Origin of the sequence: Rhodococcus sp. NPDC056516, from assembly GCF_042794655.1 — a bacterium.
Taxonomy (GTDB): domain Bacteria; phylum Actinomycetota; class Actinomycetes; order Mycobacteriales; family Mycobacteriaceae; genus Rhodococcus_F.
Genome location: NZ_JBHTTG010000002.1, coordinates 819085 through 839644, shown reverse-complemented (window position 1 = coordinate 839644; position 20560 = coordinate 819085). Strand labels below are relative to the sequence as shown.

At 63.4% G+C, this 20560-nt stretch carries 18 protein-coding genes; 14 read left to right on the top strand and 4 right to left on the bottom strand.

The window, feature by feature from the left end; genetic code table 11:
* Nucleotides 1-18 precede the first annotated feature (18 nt).
* The 10 genes from ftsY (at nt 19) to trmD (ending at nt 10857) form a co-directional block, all read left to right on the top strand.
* Nucleotides 19-1458 carry a signal recognition particle-docking protein FtsY gene (ftsY, locus tag ACFQ6Y_RS09150; protein ID WP_378631268.1) on the top strand — a complete coding sequence of 480 codons (1440 nt, stop codon included), beginning with the start codon at nt 19-21 and terminating at the stop codon, nt 1456-1458.
* A 247-nt stretch (nt 1459-1705) separates the two neighbouring features.
* Complete coding sequence (locus ACFQ6Y_RS09145) at nt 1706-2965, top strand: ammonium transporter (protein ID WP_042450902.1); 1260 nt, start codon at nt 1706-1708, stop codon at nt 2963-2965.
* A gap of 56 nt (nt 2966-3021) precedes the next feature.
* A complete protein-coding gene (locus tag ACFQ6Y_RS09140) occupies nt 3022-3360 on the top strand; it encodes a P-II family nitrogen regulator (protein WP_003942772.1) in 339 nt (112 codons plus the stop codon).
* Nucleotides 3350-5857: a [protein-PII] uridylyltransferase gene (locus tag ACFQ6Y_RS09135; RefSeq protein WP_378449552.1), complete on the top strand. Its 2508-nt coding sequence runs from the start codon at nt 3350-3352 to the stop codon at nt 5855-5857. Before ACFQ6Y_RS09140 ends, ACFQ6Y_RS09135 begins: the two co-directional genes overlap by 11 nt.
* Nucleotides 5858-5973: 116 nt before the next feature.
* A complete protein-coding gene (gene ffh, locus ACFQ6Y_RS09130; protein WP_230812905.1) occupies nt 5974-7551 on the top strand; it encodes a signal recognition particle protein in 1578 nt (525 codons plus the stop codon).
* Between the two features lie 3 nt (nt 7552-7554).
* Entirely contained in the window at nt 7555-8637 is a 1083-nt protein-coding gene (locus ACFQ6Y_RS09125) for an amidohydrolase family protein (RefSeq protein ID WP_378631265.1), read from the top strand.
* A 209-nt stretch (nt 8638-8846) separates the two neighbouring features.
* On the top strand, nt 8847-9317 hold the full coding sequence (rpsP, locus tag ACFQ6Y_RS09120; RefSeq protein ID WP_003942818.1) for a 30S ribosomal protein S16: 471 nt from the start codon (nt 8847-8849) through the stop codon (nt 9315-9317).
* Nucleotides 9314-9556 (top strand): RNA-binding protein, encoded by a 243-nt coding sequence (locus ACFQ6Y_RS09115; RefSeq protein ID WP_003939023.1) that lies wholly within the window; start codon nt 9314-9316, stop codon nt 9554-9556. The genes rpsP and ACFQ6Y_RS09115 overlap by 4 nt, the downstream gene beginning before the upstream one ends.
* A 14-nt stretch (nt 9557-9570) precedes the next feature.
* Entirely contained in the window at nt 9571-10143 is a 573-nt protein-coding gene (rimM, locus tag ACFQ6Y_RS09110) for a ribosome maturation factor RimM (RefSeq protein ID WP_378631262.1), read from the top strand.
* A 9-nt stretch (nt 10144-10152) separates the two neighbouring features.
* Nucleotides 10153-10857 (top strand): tRNA (guanosine(37)-N1)-methyltransferase TrmD, encoded by a 705-nt coding sequence (trmD, locus tag ACFQ6Y_RS09105; protein ID WP_378631259.1) that lies wholly within the window; start codon nt 10153-10155, stop codon nt 10855-10857.
* Here the strand turns inward: trmD and ACFQ6Y_RS09100 are convergent.
* Nucleotides 10854-11429 carry a dihydrofolate reductase family protein gene (locus ACFQ6Y_RS09100; protein ID WP_378631256.1) on the bottom strand — a complete coding sequence of 192 codons (576 nt, stop codon included), beginning with the start codon at nt 11427-11429 and terminating at the stop codon, nt 10854-10856. The two genes, trmD and ACFQ6Y_RS09100, sit on opposite strands and share 4 nt — an antisense overlap.
* A 68-nt stretch (nt 11430-11497) precedes the next feature.
* On the opposite strand from ACFQ6Y_RS09100, the gene ACFQ6Y_RS09095 reads away from it, so the two are divergent.
* Nucleotides 11498-12076: a TetR/AcrR family transcriptional regulator gene (locus ACFQ6Y_RS09095; RefSeq protein WP_378449548.1), complete on the top strand. Its 579-nt coding sequence runs from the start codon at nt 11498-11500 to the stop codon at nt 12074-12076.
* A 4-nt stretch (nt 12077-12080) separates the two neighbouring features.
* On the opposite strand, the gene ACFQ6Y_RS09090 is transcribed toward ACFQ6Y_RS09095, so the two are convergent.
* Nucleotides 12081-12527 (bottom strand): GtrA family protein, encoded by a 447-nt coding sequence (locus ACFQ6Y_RS09090; protein ID WP_283303750.1) that lies wholly within the window; start codon nt 12525-12527, stop codon nt 12081-12083.
* A complete protein-coding gene (locus ACFQ6Y_RS09085; protein ID WP_378631253.1) occupies nt 12524-14722 on the bottom strand; it encodes a hypothetical protein in 2199 nt (732 codons plus the stop codon). The genes ACFQ6Y_RS09090 and ACFQ6Y_RS09085 overlap by 4 nt, the downstream gene beginning before the upstream one ends.
* A gap of 172 nt (nt 14723-14894) precedes the next feature.
* Between ACFQ6Y_RS09085 and ACFQ6Y_RS09080 the strand changes: the two genes are divergently transcribed.
* Together ACFQ6Y_RS09080 and rffA are read left to right on the top strand one after the other, a co-directional pair.
* Complete coding sequence (locus ACFQ6Y_RS09080; RefSeq protein ID WP_378631250.1) at nt 14895-15881, top strand: glycosyltransferase; 987 nt, start codon at nt 14895-14897, stop codon at nt 15879-15881.
* A complete protein-coding gene (gene rffA / locus ACFQ6Y_RS09075; protein ID WP_378631246.1) occupies nt 15871-17013 on the top strand; it encodes a dTDP-4-amino-4,6-dideoxygalactose transaminase in 1143 nt (380 codons plus the stop codon). Before ACFQ6Y_RS09080 ends, rffA begins: the two co-directional genes overlap by 11 nt.
* A gap of 26 nt (nt 17014-17039) precedes the next feature.
* Here the strand turns inward: rffA and ACFQ6Y_RS09070 are convergent, their stop codons facing one another.
* Nucleotides 17040-18026 (bottom strand): serine hydrolase, encoded by a 987-nt coding sequence (locus ACFQ6Y_RS09070; RefSeq protein WP_378631244.1) that lies wholly within the window; start codon nt 18024-18026, stop codon nt 17040-17042.
* 75 nt (nt 18027-18101) lie between these two features.
* Here ACFQ6Y_RS09070 and ACFQ6Y_RS09065 point away from each other — a divergent pair, with 75 nt between their 5' ends.
* A complete protein-coding gene (locus tag ACFQ6Y_RS09065; protein WP_378631241.1) occupies nt 18102-20471 on the top strand; it encodes a Tex family protein in 2370 nt (789 codons plus the stop codon).
* Nucleotides 20472-20560: the final 89 nt, after the last annotated feature.

The following is a 20560-nucleotide window of genomic DNA, read 5'->3' as shown; positions in this document are numbered from 1 at the left end:
GCCTGAAACAATGGGCCGGTGACTACCCAGGCTTGGATCATCATCGCGGCTGTAGCAGCCGTACTACTCGTCGTTCTCGTTGCCGGATTCCTGCGCTACCGCAAGGGGCAGGTGTCGCTGAAGGCGCCCGAGACGAAGCCGGAGCTCGGCGCCCCCGAGAAGGACAAGTCAGGCGGCTACAAGGCCGGCGGCGGGTTCAACTTCAGTCAGGGGTCCACGGCGACGGCGCCGCCTCCGGTGGTTCCGACACCTCCGGTCGCGGAGAAGCCGCCCGTTGTCGAAAAGCCGATAGTTGAAGAACCTGTCGTCGAAAAACCGGTTGTCGAGAAGCCGGCTGCTGCGGAACCGGCTGTCGAGGAACCTGTCGCTGAGAAGCCGGCCGTCGTCGAGGAACCGGTAGTAGAAGAGCCGGTAGTAGAAGAGCCGGTAATCGCAAAGCCGGTTGTCGAAGAACCGGGTGTCGAACCTGTTGTCGTTCCCGAACCTGTAGTTGTACCCCAGCCTGTCGTGCCTGCACCGCGCGTGCTGGACGAGATCGACCCGACCGAGGGTCGGCTGGACCGACTGCGCGGACGCCTCTCCCGCTCGCAGTCAGCGGTCGGCAAGAGCTTGCTCGGTCTGCTCGGTGGCGGCGATCTGGACGAGGATTCGTGGGAAGAAGTCGAGGACACCCTTCTGATCGCGGACCTCGGCTCCGCGACCACCGAGAAAGTCGTCACCAAGCTTCGTGAGCAGATGGCGGCCCGCAGTGTCCGCACCGAGGCTGACGCCCGCGCACTGCTTCGCGAGGTGCTGATCGCCGAACTGCGTCCCGAACTGGACCGTTCCATTCGCGCACTGCCGCACGACGATCACCCGGCTGTTCTGCTGGTCGTCGGTGTCAACGGGACCGGCAAGACCACCACCACCGGCAAGCTGGCTCGCGTGCTCGTCGCCGACGGTCGTCGCGTAGTGCTCGGTGCCGCGGACACGTTCCGCGCCGCCGCAGCCGATCAGCTCCAGACGTGGGCCGAACGTGTCGGCGCCGAAGTTGTCCGTGGCAAGGAGGGCGGCGATCCCGCTGCGATCGCGTTCGACGCGGTTTCTCGCGGCATCGCGGACGGCGTCGACGTGGTCCTCATCGACACCGCCGGCCGCCTGCACACCAAGACCGGTTTGATGGACGAACTCGGCAAGGTCAAGCGGGTCATCGAGAAGAAGGCGTCAGTCGACGACGTTCTGTTGGTTCTCGACGCGACGGTCGGCCAGAACGGACTCGCGCAGGCACGAGTGTTCGCGGAGGTCGTGGACATCACCGGCGTCGTGTTGACCAAGCTGGACGGAACCGCGAAGGGCGGAATCGTCTTCCAGGTTCAGCATGAACTGGGTGTGCCGGTGAAGTTGGTCGGTCTCGGTGAAGGCGCCGACGATCTGGCGCCGTTCGAGCCGGGTGCGTTCGTAGACGCCCTGTTGGGCTGACGCCCCCGTGCGCCTTTTCGGTAGTTCGAACTACCGAAAAGGCGCACAGGGTTCGTAGAACCCCCTGGCGAAACCTGTTTGCAACAAAGTTGGGCAATTGGTTCACGTCTGCGAAACGCGACAGCGCCATGGACGAAACACCAGCCCAGCACTCTTCTCCTTAACGACGTGCTGCCCGGCACGTGCGACTAGGAGGTAGTAAGTGAGTACCGACGATTTGTTGGCGAACTCCGGTAACGCCGCATGGATGCTGATGGCTGCATCTCTGGTCTTGCTGATGACACCCGGCCTCGCTTTCTTCTACGGCGGGATGTCTCGGTCCAAGTCCGTCCTGAACATGATGATGATGTCCTTCGGGGCCATGGCCGTCATCGGCGTCATCTACGTTCTGTGGGGATGGTCGATGTCCTACGGCACCGAGAACATCGGGGGCATTTTTGCCAACCCGTTCGAGTTCTTCGGCCTCAAGAACAGCATCACCGATGCTGACGGCAACTTCATCGCCGGCGCGTGGGGCTACCCCAACGTCATCGACATCGCGTTCCAGGTGACATTCGCGATCATCACCACCGCCCTCATCAGTGGCGCCCTGGCCGAGCGAGTCAAGTTCGGCACCTGGCTCCTGTTCTCGGGTATCTGGGTCACCGTCGTCTACTTCCCCCTCGCACACATGGTGTGGGGCGGCGGACTCCTCTCGGGCTCCGAGGACGGCATCGCGGCAAAGCTCTTCGGCACCACGGTCAACGACGACGGAGTCACCGTCGCCAACGTCGCTCCGATCGACTTCGCCGGTGGCACAGTCGTTCACATCAACGCCGGTATGGCCGGTCTGGTTCTCGCCCTCATCGTCGGCAAGCGTCTCGGCTTCGGCAAGACCGCCTTCCGTCCGCACAACCTGCCGTTCGTGATGCTCGGCGCCGCACTGCTCTGGTTCGGTTGGTTCGGCTTCAACGCCGGCTCGGCATTCGCCGCCGACGGTAACGCCGGTCTCGCTTGGGTCAACACGACCACCGCGACGTGTGCTGCAGTCCTGGCCTGGCTCGCTACCGAGCGTATTCGTGACGGTCACGCCACCAGCCTCGGCGCAGCATCCGGTGCGGTTGCCGGTCTGGTCGCCATCACTCCGGCTGCCGGTGCGCTCAACCCGGTCGGTTCCATCTTCCTCGGCGCTGTCGCCGGCATCCTGTCTGCTCTCGCAGTCGGCCTGAAGTTCCGCTTCGGCTTCGACGACTCGCTCGACGTCGTCGGTGTTCACCTCGTCTCCGGCTTGTGGGGCACGATCGGTATCGGATTCTTCGGCACCGCAACCGGCCTCTTCTACGGCGGCGACTACAAGCAACTGGTGGTTCAGATCGTGATCGCACTCGCAGCACTCGTCTTCACCGGCGTTCTGACGACGATTATCGGCTTCGCGCTCAAGCCCCTGGGCTGGCGAATCTCGGCCGAGGACGAGGCACGCGGCATCGACGAGACCGAACACGCAGAGACCGCATACGACCTCGCGTGATCAGCACGTGATTAAAGTGAATTCAGGCACTTCAGAGTTGGGAAAGGGATGAGCACATGAAGCTGATCACAGCAATCGTCAAGCCGTTCACGCTCGAGGACGTCAAGACCGGACTCGAGCAGGCCGGAGTGCTGGGTATGACAGTCAGCGAAGTTCAGGGCTACGGCCGACAGAAGGGCCACACCGAGGTGTACCGAGGCGCGGAGTACTCCGTGGACTTCGTACCCAAGGTTCGGGTCGAGGTCGTCGTCGACGACGCGGCCGTGGACAAGGTGGTCGAGGTGATCGTCGAGGCCGCTCGCACCGGCAAGATCGGTGACGGCAAGGTGTGGGTCTCGCCCGTCGAGTCGGTCATCCGGGTTCGAACCGGGGAACGCGGTGGCGATGCACTCTGACCCGAAAGGGTCCGAGAACTTCGGCCCTGGTTCCGTCGCGAAAGCGACGGGGCCAGGGCCGGTCTCGTCAGGGGGATCCGACGAAGCTGCGGACCTGGCCCGCGCACGCAAGGCCCTACTCACCGGAGGCGTCAAGAACAGGAGGCTCGACGCCCCGTCACTGCGACATGCACTGGTCGATCTGCACGAATTCTGGTTGACCACCAAGGGGACCGAACTGGGCATCAAACCGGATTGTGGGTTTGCCATCGTCGCCGTGGGTGGTCTGGGCCGACGCGAACTGTTGCCGTATTCCGACCTCGATCTGATTTTGCTGCACGACGACATGGACCCGGCAGTCGTCTCCCACGTTGCGGACAGCCTGTGGTACCCGCTGTGGGACGCGCACATCAAACTCGACCACAGCGTGCGGACGCTTCCGCAGGCGCTCCAGGTTGCGGCCACCGACATGACCGCGGCGCTCGGAATGCTCGAAGCGCGCCACATTGCCGGCGACGTGGAACTGAGCAACTTGTTGATCAGTGGTGTCCGTCGACAGTGGCGTATGGACATCCGCAGCCGGTTCGACGAGTTGATCACCCAGACTCGTACGAGGTGGGAGCGCAGCGGCGAGATCGCCCATCGCGCCGAACCGGATCTCAAGAGCGGCCGCGGAGGGTTGCGTGACGTGCAGTTGCTCAACGCCCTGTCCATCGCCCAGTTGACCGACGGGATGCCAGGACTCGGACCCAACTCGCCCGGCGGCGGTCTGGCACTCGCGCACAGGCGGTTGCTCGACGTGCGCACCGAACTTCATCGCGTTGCCGGTCGCGCCCGCGATCAACTGCGAGCACAGGACGCCGACGAAATCGGTGCGGCGCTGCGGATCGGGGACCGATTCGATCTTGCGCGCCTCCTCAGTGAATCAGCGCGCACCATCAGCTATTCGGTGGACGTCGGTATCCGTACCGCCGGAAACTCCTTGCCCAGGCGCGGTTTGTCTCGGCTGCGTCGTGCGCCGGTGCGGCGGCCCCTGGACGAGGGCGTCGTCGAGCACGCGGGTGAGGTTGTTCTGGCGCGCGACGCCAGGCCGAAGAAGGACCCCGGTCTGGTGATGCGGGTGGCGGCAGCAGCAGCCACCAACGGCATGCCGATCTCTGCGTCGACGCTCAATCGCCTGGCCGACAATGCCCCCGAACTACGTGAACCGTGGCCCAAGAACGCGGTCAACGATCTTCTTGTCGTGCTCGGTTCGGGCTCGCGCGCGGTTCCGGTGATCGAGGCGATGGACCGGACCGGGCTCTGGGGTCGACTCCTGCCGGAGTGGGGAACCATTCGCGATCTTCCGCCGCGCGACGCCGTTCACACGTGGACGGTCGATCGCCACCTGGTCGAAACTGCCGCCTATGCAAGCGGATTCACCACGCGTGTCGCCCGGCCGGATCTGCTCATGCTCGGTGCGTTGATCCACGACATCGGCAAGGGTCGAGGGGGAGATCACAGCGTCGTCGGTGCCGAACTGGCCACCGCTATCGGAAATCGCTTGGGGCTCTGGCCTTCCGACGTCGCGACGTTGACGGCGATGGTGCGCTATCACCTGCTGTTGCCGGAAACCGCGACCCGTCGCGACCTCGACGATCCGGCAACGGTGCAGCGAGTGGTCGACGCACTCGAGGGAGACGGGACCCTTCTCGATCTCCTGCATTCGTTGGCGGAAGCGGATTCTCTGGCCACCGGGCCTGGTGTCTGGGGCGACTGGAAGTCGTCGTTGATCGGCGAGCTCGTGCGTCGTTGCCGATTGCTGATGGCGGGGGAGGAGCTCCCGCAACCAGATCCACTCGCACCCGAGCAGTTGGCCATCGCCGAGGACGGCGGGGTTCACGTCTCGCTCGTTCCGGCCGAGAATCCGCACACCTACGTCGTGACGGTCATCGCGCCCGACGCACCCGGGTTGTTGTCTCGGGCTGCCGGGGTTCTGGCGCTGCAGTCGTTGCGGGTGCATTCCGCTTCGCTGGGGTCGCATGCGGGTTCGGCGGTCAACTCGTTTGTCGTGACGCCGAGGTTCGGTACACCGCCGCAAGCGGTGTTGCTCCGACAGGAACTGATCCGAGCGTCCGCCGGTGAGCTGAATCTGCTCGAACTTCTCGATGCAAAGGACGAAGAGGCGCGGGCGGAGCAGTGGGACGACCCGATCCAGACCAACAAGGATTCGGCGGTTCCGGTGCTCTATTCGCAGGCGCCGCCGCGGGTCATCTGGTTCGACGCGCCCGGCGACGGTCACGCGATCCTCGAATTGCGCACCGAGGACCGCGTCGGCCTGCTCTGCCGACTGGCCGCAGCACTCGAACACAGTGGTGCCGATATCCGGTGGGCAAAGGTCGCGACGTTGGGTTCTTCGGTGGTCGACGCGTTCTGCCTCGACTTCGGTGAGGCAGACACCCGCGCGGCCAGAGAGCGTGTGGAAGAGGCGGTCCTCGCGGTGGTTCCGGTGCCTCAACCCAAGAAGAAAGAGGATTGACGGACCTGGTTTCGGCGGTTACGCCCGCATCGGCTGGGATCGGTGCGGGCGTAGCGGCTAGGCTGGTGCCCGAGAATATCCACGGCTAACTCGCACGACCTTCAGGAGCGCACTCGGTGTTCGAATCCCTTTCCGACAGATTGACCGGATCTCTCAAGGATCTGCGTGGCAAGGGTCGTCTGTCCGGCGCCGACATCGACGCTACGGCCCGCGAGATCCGCCTTGCCCTGCTCGAGGCCGACGTCGCACTTCCCGTAGTGCGCAGTTTCATCGCCAAGGTCAAGGAACGAGCCAAGGGCGCCGAGGTCTCGGGTGCACTCAACCCGGCTCAGCAGGTCGTCAAGATCGTCAACGAAGAGCTGGTCGAGGTTCTCGGCGGCGAAACCCGTCGACTCCAGTTCGCCAAGACTCCGCCGACGGTCATCATGTTGGCCGGTCTGCAGGGTTCCGGTAAGACCACGCTGGCCGGAAAGTTGGCCAAATGGCTCAAGGATCAGGGGCACACGCCGCTCCTCGTCGCCTGTGACCTTCAGCGTCCGGGCGCCGTCACTCAGCTTCAGATCGTCGGTGAGCGCGCGGGCGCTGCAGTCTTCGCTCCGCATCCCGGCACCTCCATCGGCGGCGGCGAGAACGCCCTCGGTGTGTCCGCTGCCGACCCCGTCGAGGTCGCCCGCGCCGGCGTCGAGGAAGCACGCAACAAGCATTACGACGTCGTGATCGTCGATACCGCCGGTCGTCTCGGCATCGACTCGGAGCTGATGGCGCAGGCCGCCGGCATCCGTGACGCCGTCAACCCGGACGAGACCATCTTCGTTCTCGACGCCATGATCGGTCAGGACGCGGTCAGTACCGCCGACGCTTTCCGTGAGGGAGTCGGCATCACCGGCGTCGTCCTCACCAAGCTCGACGGCGACGCCCGCGGTGGCGCCGCGCTGAGCGTCCGCGAGGTCACCGGCCAGCCGATCCTCTTCGCCTCCACCGGTGAGAAGCTCGAAGACTTCGACGTCTTCCACCCCGATCGCATGGCCAGCCGGATCCTCGGCATGGGCGACGTCCTGAGCCTCATCGAGCAGGCCGAGCAGGTTTTCGACGCAGATCAGGCCGAAGCCACCGCAGCCAAGATCGGTTCCGGTCAGCTCACCCTCGAAGACTTCCTCGATCAGATGATGGCCGTCCGCAAGATGGGCCCGATCGGCAACCTGCTCGGCATGCTGCCGGGTGCAGGCGGCATGAAGGACGCGCTTGCCAACGTCGACGAGAAGCAACTCGATCGCATTCAGGCAATCATCCGCGGTATGACGCCGGCCGAGCGTGACGATCCGAAGATCATCAACGCCTCACGCCGACTGCGCATCGCGAACGGTTCGGGCGTCAAGGTTTCCGACGTCAACCAGTTGGTGGACCGTTTCTTCGAGGCTCGCAAGATGATGGCTGCCATGGCCGGCCGTATGGGCATGCCCGGCGCCCGCAAGCAGGTGCGCAGCAAGAAGGGCAAGAAGGGCAAGAAGGGCGGCAAGGGTCCGACGCAGCCCAAGATGCGCGGAGGATTCCCCGGCATGGGCGGGTTCCCGGGTATGCCCGGCGGCATGCCGGCCGGAATGCCCGACCTGTCGAACATGCCCAAGGGTCTCGATCAGTTGCCGCCCGGACTGGAAGGCATCGATCTCTCCCAGCTCAAGCTGCCCAAGAAGTAGTCGGTGACTGCGCTTCATCTTCGGGGTATCGGTCTGCCCGATGCCCGGCCGATCGAATTGTGGATCGTCGACGGGCGGATTTCTTTCGAGCCGGTGTCGGTTGCGGAGACGATCGTCGAATCGGGTTGGATCACACCGGGTCTCGTGGATGCGCACTGTCACGTCGGTATCCGTTACGGCGGTGGCGGCGGCGAAACCGTCGACGGCTTGCTGGGGCAGGCGCAGACCGAACGTGACGCGGGCGTGCTGTTGCTTCGCGACGCAGGATCACCGGTCGACACCAGGTTCATCGACGAGCGCCTCGATTTGCCGCGGATCATTCGCGCAGGTCAGCACATCGCGGCACCCAAGCGATACATCCCGGGCCTGCCGGTCGATCTGGACGACGAATCTCAGTTGCCGGCCGAAGTCGTGCGGCAGGCACGCGCCGGTGACGGTTGGGTCAAGCTCGTCGGGGACTGGATCGATCGTTCCATCGGCGACCTCGCCCCGTTGTGGAGTGACGAGATTCTGGTCGAGGCCATCGCCGCCGCTCATGCCGAAGGCGCACGGGTCACCGCTCACGTTTTTGCCGAAGACGCTCTACCCGGACTGATCAACGCCGGTATCGACTGCATCGAGCACGGGACCGGACTGACGGACGCGACCATCGAATCGATGGTCGCTCACGGCACAGCCCTGGTTCCGACGCTGATCAACATCGCTACTTTCCCCGAGATCGCGGACTCTGCCACGCGGTATCCGACCTACGCAGCGCACATGCGGGATCTGCACGCTCGTCGACACCAGACCATCGGTGCCGCTCACGACGCGGGGATTCCGATCTATGCCGGAACGGATGCCGGCGGTTCGATCAGGCATGGGCGGATCGCCGACGAGGTGGCCGAACTCCAGGTTGCCGGTCTGACGGCGCACCAGGCGCTGGGTGCAGCCTGCTGGGACGCACGGAGTTGGTTGGGCGCTCAGGGCATCGAAGAAGGAGCGCCCGCCGACCTGGTGGTGTACGCCGAAGATCCGCGCGGAAACCCCGCTGTGCTCGCGAAGCCGACGCGTGTGATCCTGCGCGGCACCCCCGTGAGTGGTTAGGGAGTCCCTGCACTCCCCGAACGCGCACAGGGTGGTTTCCGAACGAGCCCACCCATCTGGCACAATGGACCATTGTTCGTCGCAACCGGTTACGTACCGCTGCGGCGGTCACAGGATAGAGGCAAAACCGGGCTCACAAATCGTGTGGGTCGCTGAATTGCACGTGACATGCGCAGCACTGTTGTGCGCGCTGAAGGAGAACTGCAGCTGTGGCTGTCAAAATCAAGCTCACCCGCCTCGGCAAGATCCGCAACGCTCAGTACCGCGTTGTCATCGCCGACTCGCGCACCCGTCGTGACGGCCGTGCGATCGAGACCATCGGCAAGTACCACCCCAAGGAAGAGCCCTCGCTGATCGACATCGATTCCGAGCGCGCTCAGTACTGGCTGTCCGTGGGCGCACAGCCCACCGAGCCCGTCGAGGCACTCCTCAAGATCACCGGTGACTGGCAGAAGTTCAAGGGCCTGCCGGGCACCGAAGGCACCCTGCGTGTCAAGGAAGCCAAGCCCACCAAGCTCGAGCTCTTCCAGGCTGCACTCGCGCAGGCCGAGAACGAGCCGGTTGCTGAAGCAATCACCCCCAAGAAGAAGAAGGCTGCAAAGGCTGACGAGGCCAAGGCAGAAGACACCGCGGCTGACGCCGAGGCTCCCGCTGCAGACGCCGAGGCTGCTGACAAGTGAGTGCCGTCGTCGCTGATGCGGTAGAGCATCTCGTGCGTGGCATCGTCGCCAATCCCGACGATGTTCGTGTCGAGCTGATCACCGGACGTCGGGGACGGACCGTCGAGGTGCACGTGCACCCCGACGATCTCGGCAAGGTCATCGGTCGGGGTGGTCGCACGGCGACCGCTCTGCGGACCTTGGTGTCCGGCATCGGTGGCCGCGGTATCCGTGTTGATGTCGTCGACACCGATCAGTAGACGGCAGTAAACAGGTGGAACTCGTAGTCGGTCGTGTCGCGAAGTCGCATGGCATCAAAGGTGAATTGGTTGTCGAGGTTCGTACAGACGAGCCCGAAGATCGTTTTGCCGTAGGTTCCGTGCTGCGTGGGCGTAAGCCGCGCGAGTCCACACTGAAGTCGTACACAGTGGAAGCCGCCCGGGATCATTCCGGGCGGCTTCTGCTGCGCCTCGAAGGCGTCAGTGACCGTGGCGACGCAGATGCGTTGCGCGGCACACTGTTTGTGATCGACAGTTCCGAACTCGAGCCTTCGGATGATCCGAACGAGTTCTACGATCACGAACTCGAAGGACTGAAGGTCGTCCTCACGGACGGCACCGAGGTCGGTTCGGTCATCGAGGTATTGCATTCCGCCGCAGGCGAATTGCTTTCGATTCGCCGCGCCGGTGAGACGTCCGGTGAATTGCTGATCCCGTTTGTCGCAGCCATCGTCACCTCGGTGTCGATCGCCGACGGCGTCGTGGTGATCGAGCCCCCCGAGGGACTGCTCGATCCGGACTTCGGTGACAAGTCGAACAGCGACAATTCGAACGCCGACAGCGACTGATCGCTTGTCATGCGTCTCGATGTAGTCACCATCTTTCCCGAGTATCTCGAACCGCTTCGTGCTGCCTTGCTGGGAAAGGCAATCGAACGTGGCTTGATCTCGGTCGACGTCCACGATCTGCGGTCGTGGACCCACGACGTCCACAAAGCCGTCGACGATTCTCCGTACGGCGGCGGACCCGGCATGGTCATGAAACCGACCGTCTGGGGCCCGGCCCTGGACGACGTGATCGGACGAGCAGATACTGACGGCCCGGATGACGCCGAGACGATTCTGGTGGTGCCCACTCCTGCCGGCGTCCCGTTCACTCAGGCGACCGCGCACCGCTGGTCTACCGCAAAGCATCTTGTCTTCGCCTGCGGCCGATACGAAGGAATCGATCAACGAGTTTTCGACGACGCAGCCAAGCGGGTTCGCGTCGAAGAAGTCAGCATCGGCGACTACGTACTGATCGGCGGTGAAGCTGCCGTGCTGGTGATGGTCGAGGCTGTTGTTCGACTGATGCCCGGCGTTCTCGGCAATCAGCTTTCACACCAAGAAGATTCGTTTTCCGACGGACTCCTCGAAGGACCCAGCTACACGCGTCCGGCCGTGTGGCGCGACCTCGAGGTCCCTCCTGTTCTGCTGTCCGGTGATCACGCAAAGATCAAGGCTTGGCGCCATGAGCAGTCGCTGCAGCGCACGGCCGAGCGTCGACCGGACCTGCTCGCTTAGTTATTTCGCTTCAACCAGGTGATGCTCGCGCCGTCACTCAGCGATTCGGTTGCAGTCGGCGTGAACGGTGTCGGCTCGAAGTTGCCTCTGATCATTGGTATACCAGCGCCTGCGACAACCGGATACCTCTTGACGACCAATTCGTCGATCTCCGGTAGCAGTTCGCCGGCGAGAGTTCCGCCGCCGCAGAGCCAGATGTCTTGTCCTTCCTCCTCTTTGAGGGATTTGACCAGCGCCAGGGGATCAGCGCGGACGAGGGTGATCGCAGGATCCTCGGTGTCGGGGAGGGTGGTGGAGACGACGAACTGGCGCAGATGTGCGAAGGGGCTGCTCACCCCGGCGGACAGTCCGGGCTCGTAGGAACCGCGACCCATGATGACGGTGTCGAAGACCTTGTTGGGTACGCCCTCCACTCCGAGGGAAGACCGCACGTGCGTTGGCACGGTGTCGGGATACCGATCGCATATCCAGGCCGTGATCTGTTCGGATACCGGGTAGAAGTCGAATTCGCCGCCGGGTCCCGCGATGTAGCCGTCGAGCGATGCTCCTACGTAGTACACAAGCTTTCGCATGAAATGCTCCGTTCGTAGTACTCTGTTTGTAGTGGTTTAACCTAGGGTCGTGTCTGGAGTGATGTCAAGTGCGAAAGAACCCGGAACGTCGGCTTGCCCTGATCGACGCGGCAATCGAGGTGTTGGCGCGAGAGGGCGCTCGAGGCTTGACCTTTCGAGCCGTCGACAGTCAGGCAGCTGTGCCGAACGGGACTGCGTCGAACTACTTTTCCAATCGCGACGACCTACTGACACAAGCCGGTGGCCGGATCTACGAGCGACTGATTCCGGACGACCTCGAGGGATTGATCGATCCCGTCAACGGCACCGATCGTGAGCGTCTGGTGACGCTCATGCTCGAAGTGGTCGAGCGGGTCACCTCGTTCGGGACGGGTTTCCTTGCGCTCATGGAGTTGCGACTGGAGGCGACGCGTCGACCGGACCTGCGTGCGGTACTGACCGTCCGCATCCGAGAAGACTTCGATCTGAACGTAGCCAATCATCTGGCGTCGGGCGTGCCCGGTGATGCGATGACCGTTCGCCTGCTCTACATGTCGTTGAACTGGCTCGCCCTGGATCGACTCACATTGCCGAACCTGTTCGGAGAGGAAGACATTCGAACGATCGTCGAGGCGGCAGTGGATCGCGCGTTACCCCGCGAGTCGTAGAAGGTCAGTGCCGTTCGGTTGGTTTGCGGCGGAACGAGAAGTATCGATGACCGAAGAAACTCACACCGGCAACGATCAGCATGACAACGGCCTGAGCGGGGAGCGGCGGGGCGTGCAGAATCGATACTGCGAGTGTTCCGAGAATCAGATTCAGCACGAGGCCACCGGAATTGACGACAATGAACGCGCCCAGGTCGCGGGCAACATGTCCGCGAACGCGGAAAACGAGAGTCCGATGCAGAACAAAAGCGATGAGGACGCTGATGGAGTACGCGCCGATCACGGCCACCTGATACAGATTCTTGTTGTCGAGGATCAATGACCACATCACGAAGAGCACGTAACCGATCGCCGTATTGGCAACTCCGACAATGGCAAACGCGATGGGTTGATGCTTGACCACCCGCAGCAGTGGGCCGGGGTTCTCGGTTGATGCGACGTCTTCGGTCATGAAGACTCGGTGTGCACGTCGCTGATCCGGTCCTTGCGTCGCGCGCGCAGATACATCCATTCGAGCACCCCGAGTCCGAGGACTCCGGCGACCATCGAAGCGCCGCCGACCTTCCATCCCGGGGGACGCCACGTCAGGACAAGTTCCGCGTCTTTCGTACCGGCTGGAACGTCCACGGTGACAAAGGACTTCGCGACGACGTCGATCGGGACAGGCTGACCGTCGATGCTCGCCCGATATCCGGGCCAGCCGAGCCGTGCGAACACAACCTTGCCGCCGGTCTCCGAACTGACACGAAGGGTGCTCGACATGTTCGATTCCCCGGTCGAAACAGCCTCGACGCCGTGGGCGTCGGCGATGCGTCCGTTGCGTGTCGAGACGGGGCCGTCGACGCGTTCGAGTACCGAGATGTAGTTCTCGTGTCCGGGGTAGTCGACCCATTTCCATCCGTCGGGAGCCGGGTTCTTGCGTGCATCGGGGTAGAGGGCGTTTTGCAGTACGACGCGGTCCACGTTCATCAGATCGACGATGGTGCGGCCAGTGGTGGGTTCGACGGTGAATGCGCGTCGGAAGGCGTCGGGGCACACGCTCATGTCCCAGCGCATGCAGAGCAGGTCACCGAAGTAGAAGTGCCCGTTGGGGGTGTAGCCGCTGGTGTAAGTCAGTTCGAGGTCTTTGGGGTAGTTGCCGAAGGCCAGGGAACCGTACGCTCCGTCGAGTGTTCGCTCGCCGGGGCCGATGAGCGCGCGGTCGCCCAGTTGTAGTGTCGTGCCTTCGAAGTCGGGGAAGGCTTCCTTTATCTCCGAGCGGGATTCGGGCAGGTTCCAGCTCATCGGGGTCGGTTGTGCTGCTCGAACCTGGGCATAGGCGATGGGGGAGACCGCGACGATCGCGACGAGGCATGCGAACGCAGTGCCCTTGGTACGGCCGAGCCACACCATCGCGGCGCCGAGGGCAACGACGGCGACGGCTGAGATCACATGCCATTTCGCGAGCCCCGGGGCTGCCGAGGCGGACCGAATCAGAAGCAGGCCCACGAGGATTCCCGCTGCAACGCAGCGCCCGCGCAACTTGTCGGTCGTGGCGTAACGCCCAAGCAGGATGCACACCAGAAGCAGAAGGCCGATCGCCACCATCGGAAGCACGCGTGCGGGCCACCGCAGTGGGCCGATCGTGCTCGGCCCGGCCGTCCACATGAGGACGGCGACGGTGAAGATCCCGACGGCGGTCAATTCGCGTGCCGCGGCGCGTGCCTTGCCCCAGTCGATGAACGCCAGCGCCGGAATGAGGAACCAAGCGATGTAGACCATGGGCATGGTCTGGATGTATCCCCACCAGGAGGTGAACGCAGGCATGGTGCTCGGCAGGCTCGCGTTCAGCGATTCCGACCACGGAACGGCGAGGAATGCGTCGTTCTTGACCTCGGATGCACCGCGCCAGGTGACGTCGGCGGTGAGCAGGCTCGGCAGATACGTCGCGAGCCCGGCCAAAGCCGCACATGCGGACACCGCCAGAAGCCGCAGCGACGGCAGCCAACGCCGCTGATAGACAACTTCGCCGATTGCGACCGCGCCGATCATCAAGCCGGATTCGACTGCGGGAAAAACATATTGGACCGACATCGCGAGATACAGGAACACGAAGGTCGGGATCGGACCGCTCTTACCTCGCGCGTAGCGGATTGCCGACGCCCACGCCTGAACCATCCATGCAGTGCCGGTGAAGGCAGTCATCCAACTGGCCGAGTCGAAGAACAGTAGGAAACCGGTGAACGGAATGGAGACGCCGGCGACCGCAGCCCACGTGGGCTTCGAACCGTACTCGAGACAGATCCGATAGACGCCCAGCGCAAGGATGATCGCGAAAATCAACTTCACGATCGTCGCGTACAACGCCAAGTTGTCGAAGGACGGTGCGATCAGGTCGATCAGGAGTTGCGGTGGATTGAGAAGGCCCGCTTCCTCGATCGCGTAGTTGCCCGCCATCCAGTTCTCGGGGACGAGTACCGGGAGGTGTCCTTCTCGCAGACTGCGGCCGAGCATGACCCACAGCGGTGCGTACTGGGACTCGGTGTCGTCCGTGTAGAAGTGACGAGCATTCGCGAGCACCACGGCCAGGTAACCGGCGATGACACCGACCGCCGTGACGGCGCCCCACTTGTACACATCGGCCCGGGCGAGAGTGCGAGTTTCCACCACGAGTTCCAGACCTTAACAGGGCAGGTCGGGCGTACGGAGACGCGAGCGCGTCACGCGCCGCCGGCATCCGAAGTCAAGACATCTTTGCGTGTTAAAGTTCGCGACGGTGTGGGCCCGATCGTGCCTGTCTCTCGGCGCCAGTCGAGCCCCCTGAAGGGAGTGGAAGCGAGTGCACTCGATTTCCGTCGTAGTGCCCGTTTATCAGGGCGAAAAGACGATCACAGCGCTCGTCGAGGAGCTGGACGCCCTGGGCGCACCGAGTACGACGCCCGGTGGTGCGCAGTTCTCCGTCGACGAGATCGTGCTGGTCCACGACAACGGCCCGGACCGCTCCGACGTCGTGTTACTCGAATTGGAGCGCCGTTTCGAGCAGGTGCGTGTCGTGTGGCTCAGCCGCAACTACGGCCAGGACGCGGCGACCATCGCCGGCATGGCCGCTGCAACCGGCCAGTGGATTGTGACGATGGACGAGGACGGCCAGCACGACCCGGTGCACATCGGGGCTTTCCTCGACACCGCGCTGGCGGAGCGATCCGATCTCGTGTATTCCAAACCCACGAACACCCGCCCTCACGGATTTTTGCGGAACCTGACCTCGCGCGGCGCAAAGATCGTCTTGGCGACGGTGTTCGCGTTCCCTGATTCGACGAGATTCGAAAGTTACCGCCTGATCCGCGGTGACATCGGTCGACAGTTGGCCGGCGTCGCCGCCAACGGCGTGTATCTGGACGTCGCGCTGACGTGGGTTGTCGGTAACACGGCCACCGCCCCGGTGACACTTCGAGCCGAAGGCCGCGAGGAATCCGGATACAACTATCGCCGTTTGTTCTCGTTGTTCTGGAAGATGGTGTTGTGTAGCGGAACCCGCGGTCTGCGGCTGGTCAGTCTGCTTGGAGTCACCCTGGCGTCAGCCGGTGTGATCATGGCCGCGGTGATCTTCATCCAGGCCATGACCGGCGACAACAACGACCCCGAAGGATGGGCGTCGATCATCATGGCGCTGCTGGTCTGTTCAGGTGCGATCCTGTTCTCGCTCGGGCTGATCGCCGAATACCTCGGTGTGGCACTGCACGTCCTCGTCGGAAAGCCGCTGTATCTGACTGTCGATTCACCGCGGCCGGGAACCTCGATCGATCGGCGTACTCGTGAGCACTGATCGAATCATCTTTTCCCGCCCCTATCGGGCCTCGAACGAATTGTCGAATCTGGCAACGGTTCTGGAGTCCGATCACATTCACGGTGACGGGCGTTTCACCAAGTCCGCGACTGCAGCCATCAAAACGATTACCGGATCCACGCATGCCCTGCTGACCACCTCGTGCACGCACGCACTCGAATTGGGTGCCCTGCTGCTCGAATTGGGCCCGGGCGACGAGGTGATCGTTCCGAGCTTCGCGTTCAGTTCGGCGGCGACCGCCGTCGCGTTGCGTGGGGCCACTGTTGTTTTCGTCGACATCGATCCGAGTACCGGCAACATCGATCCGGCGTGCGTCGCGGCGGCGATCACCGAACGCACCAAAGCGGTACTCGTCATGCATTACGGCGGGGTCGCCGCCGACATGGAACCTCTGCTCGACCTCGCGGAACTTCACGGCGTCGCGTTGATCGAAGACAACGCACACGGGCTCGGCGGAAAGTGGCGCGGGCGCACGCTCGGCACCATCGGAACAATCGGAACGCAGAGTTTTCACGACACCAAGAACGTTCATTGCGGCGAGGGTGGCGCGCTGTTGCTCTCCGACGATCAGCTGATGACCCGCGCCGAAATCATCCGTGAGAAGGGGACCGACCGTGCGCGTTTCCTGCGCGGACAGGTCGACAAATATTCGTGGCAGGACATCGGGTCGAGTTATCTGCCCAGTGAACTCAATGCCGCCGTCCTCGACGCACAACTCTCCGAGTTCGACGCGATTCAGGCGGCCAGGCATCGCGTCTGGGATGCCTACAGCGCGAGTCTGGGCGAGTGGGCGTCCGCGAATGATGTCGTGCCCATGGCGGTCCCCGACGATCGCGAGCACACCGCGCACCTGTTCTATCTCAAGATGCCGACCGAAGAGAGCCGTGACGGCTTGATTCAGCACCTTGCCGCCGACGGAATCGTGGCGCCGTTCCATTACGTTCCGCTGGATACGAGTGCGGCTGGTGTGCGCTACGGACGAACACCGGAGCCGTGCGTGCGTAGTGCCGAGTTCTCGGCGTCGATCCTTCGACTGCCGCTATGGCCGATGCTTACATCCGAACAGCAGGAGCGGGTCATCAGTTCGGTGCTCGAGTACAAGCAAGACTGAGTTCGAACAGACCCTCGTGGACAGAATCAGGGTCCGGATGCTTCGGGCATCGCCGAATCCGTGGTCGTGGATGCTGCAGCCCAGTCGTCGATGCTTCCGCTCGGGAAGAGGATTTGTGTGACGCCGGTGACTGTGTCGCGCGCGTGCAGTGCACTTTCGTCGTCGACAGCATCGGTGAACGAAGTGTCGGGATAGAAGCTGTCCTCGTCCGTGTACTGGACGTCTTCTCGAGAACCGATCGCGATGATGTATCGGTTGTCGTCACCGACGATGCCGGTGGACAGGTGTATCCACTTGTCCTCGACACAGCACATCCAGCCTTGTTTGACTCCGATGACCGGCTCGCCGAACAGGGCCTCGGGCAGTCCGAACCTCTGGTCGTAACCGTCGGTTCCTTCGGGAGTGGATTGCCGCAGGTACTCGACGAACTGGTCGACCCGTTCGGGTCCGAGTTGGTCGGAGTCGTCGAGGACGGCGTTGTAGAAGGTGACCAGGTCACGGGTCGTGGTCTCGGTGTTCCACCACATTCCGTCCCACGGCGGCGTCGTCGCGGTCAGTGCGTAACGCTCGGCGACGCGGGTGATCACCTCTTGACCGCCGACCTCGTCCCACAGGAGGTTGGCTGCAGTGTCGTCGGAGGATTCGAGCATCGCCGCCATGAGGGTGCGGTCGTCGTCCGTAATGGGCCGCTCGCCTCGCGCGTCCTGATGAAGTAGATCCTCCGCGATGAATAGCTTTGCCACCGAGGCGGTTTCGATCTGCTGGTCGCCTGACACATCGAGGTACTTGTCCGAGGAGCGGTCGAGGATGGCGATGGAGACGTCCGCGCCGCGCCCGAGCGCCGCCACCTGAGCTTGCGCCAGTCGACCGTCGAGAGTCTCCGCGACCGGAACATTGGTGTCGGGGAAGGCGGGGGTCTGCATCGAATCATCCGGGTTCTGTCCGCCGCTGCACGACGCCGCAAAAGTAACTGCGGCCGCCATTGCGGCAATCCGGACGTGCCGCGTACTCATCTGTTTCCCCCGGTAGCCCTGACACGGCACTGTTGCCGATCTTCTTGTCTCAGGATAGCGGTAGGGTCGGATCTCGTGATTCTCAAGACCGTGAACCAGCGCATTGCCGAGGAACTCGACGTCCGCGAAGGCCAGGTTGCAGCAGCAGTCGACCTTCTCGACGGCGGAGCCACGGTGCCCTTCATCGCCCGGTACCGCAAGGAAGTCACCGGCACGCTCGACGACGCTCAGTTGCGACTCCTGGACGAGAGACTGCGGTATCTCCGCGAGCTCGACGACCGTCGTGACGCCGTGCTCACGGAGATCGACTCTCAGGGCAAATTGGACGATCAATTGCGTGGTCAGATCATGCTGGCCGAGACAAAAGCGCGGCTGGAGGACATTTACCTTCCCTTCAAGCCGAAGCGTCGTACCAAGGCGCAGATCGCCCGTGAGGCCGGCCACGAACCCGTCGCGGATGCCCTCATCGGCGACCCCGCCACCGATCCCGCGCAGTATTCGGACGAGCAACTCGACGGAGCCCGGTCGATCCTCGTGGAGCGCTTCGCCGAGGACGCCGATCTGGTCGGCGAATTGCGTGAGCTGATGTGGAGTCGCGGCCAGGTCGTCTCCTCAGTCCGCAAGGGCAAGGAATCCGATGGCTCGAAGTTTGCTGACTACTTCGAGTTCTCTGAACCGTTCTCCAAATTGCCTTCGCATCGCATCCTTGCCGTCCTGCGCGGAGAGAAGGAAGAAGTGCTGTCGGTGAACATGGCTGCCGACACCGAAGAGCTCGCGCCGGGGGAGCGCACGGTCTACGAAGGCCGCATCGCGTCGCGGTTCGAGATCGCCGACCGTGGCCGTGCCGCAGACGGGTGGCTCCTCGACACCGTGAGGTGGGCGTGGAAGACGAAGTTCGCGGTCACGCTCGGTATCGACACTCGGATGCGTTTGCGACAGTCGGCCGAAAAGGATGCCGTCGACGTCTTCGCCACCAACCTCAAGGATCTACTTCTCGCGGCTCCCGCAGGCGCCCGACCCACTATGGGACTCGACCCCGGATTTCGCACCGGAACCAAAGTTGCCGTCGTCGACGGAACCGGCAAAGTTGTTGCCTACGAGACGATTTACCCACACCAGCCGCAGAACAAATGGGACGCTGCTCTCGCGACGCTTGCCGGGCTTGTCACCAAGTACGGCGTCGAACTGATCGCCATCGGCAACGGCACGGCTTCACGCGAGACCGACACGCTCGCTACCGAACTGATCAAGAAGACCGGCGCGCCCAACCTGACCAAGATCGTCGTGTCCGAGGCAGGCGCGTCGGTGTACTCGGCTTCGGCCTATGCGTCGCAGGAACTTCCCGACCTCGACGTCTCGATTCGCGGTGCGGTGTCCATCGCGCGTCGCCTGCAGGATCCGTTGGCGGAGTTGGTGAAGATCGATCCCAAGTCCATCGGCGTCGGTCAGTACCAGCACGACATCACCGAATCGCTGCTCTCACGTTCCCTCGACGCCGTCGTCGAAGATGCCGTCAACTCGGTCGGCGTCGACGTCAACACTGCGTCCGTGCCGCTGCTCGCTCGGGTGTCCGGAATTGCAGGCTCGCTCGCGGAGAGCATCGTCGCGCATCGGGACCAGAACGGTCCGTTCAAATCCCGCAAGGGACTCAAGGACGTCTCACGATTGGGGCCCAAGGCATTCGAGCAGTGTGCCGGCTTCCTCCGGATCGCCGACGGCGACGACCCCCTCGACGCGTCGAGCGTCCACCCGGAGGCGTACCCGGTGGTTCGCAAGATCGTCGCGAGTGCCGGCGGGGACGTGCGCACGGTGATCGGAAACTCGCAGGCACTTCGATCGGTCAAGGCGTCCGACTACGTCGACGAGCGATTCGGTCTGCCGACCGTCACTGACATCATCTCCGAGTTGGAGAAGCCTGGACGAGATCCGCGACCCGAGTTCAAGACCGCGACTTTTGCCGCAGGCATCGAAAAGGTCGCGCACCTCAAGCCCGGTATGACGCTCGAAGGTGTGGTCACCAACGTCGCGGCCTTCGGCGCCTTCGTCGACATCGGAGTTCATCAGGACGGTCTGGTTCACGTCTCGGCGATGTCACACAACTTCGTCAAGGACCCACGAGAGGTCGTCAAATCGGGTGACGTCGTCAAGGTGAAGGTTCTCGAAGTGGACGAGGCGCGCCAACGCATCGGGTTGACGCTCCGACTCGACGACGAGGTGGGCGCACCCCGCAAGTCCGAAGGCCCGCGAGGTGGGCAACCTCAGCGACAGGGCCAGCCTCCGCGTCAGGGCCAGCCTCCGCGTCAGGGTCAGGGTCAGGGTCAGGGTCAGGGCCAGCAACGAGGTGGCGGAGGGCGACAGGGTGGACGCGAGTGGGTTCCGGACAACCGTGCGCCCGTCGCAGGATCGATGGCCGACGCGCTGCGCAAGGCCGGATTCGGCAAGTAAAGCCGTACGCCGGGTTTTCGAAGTCCGTATCGTCACAATCGAGTCGGTTCGCGGTATGAATCCGATCAGGGTCGGATCATGAATTCGGT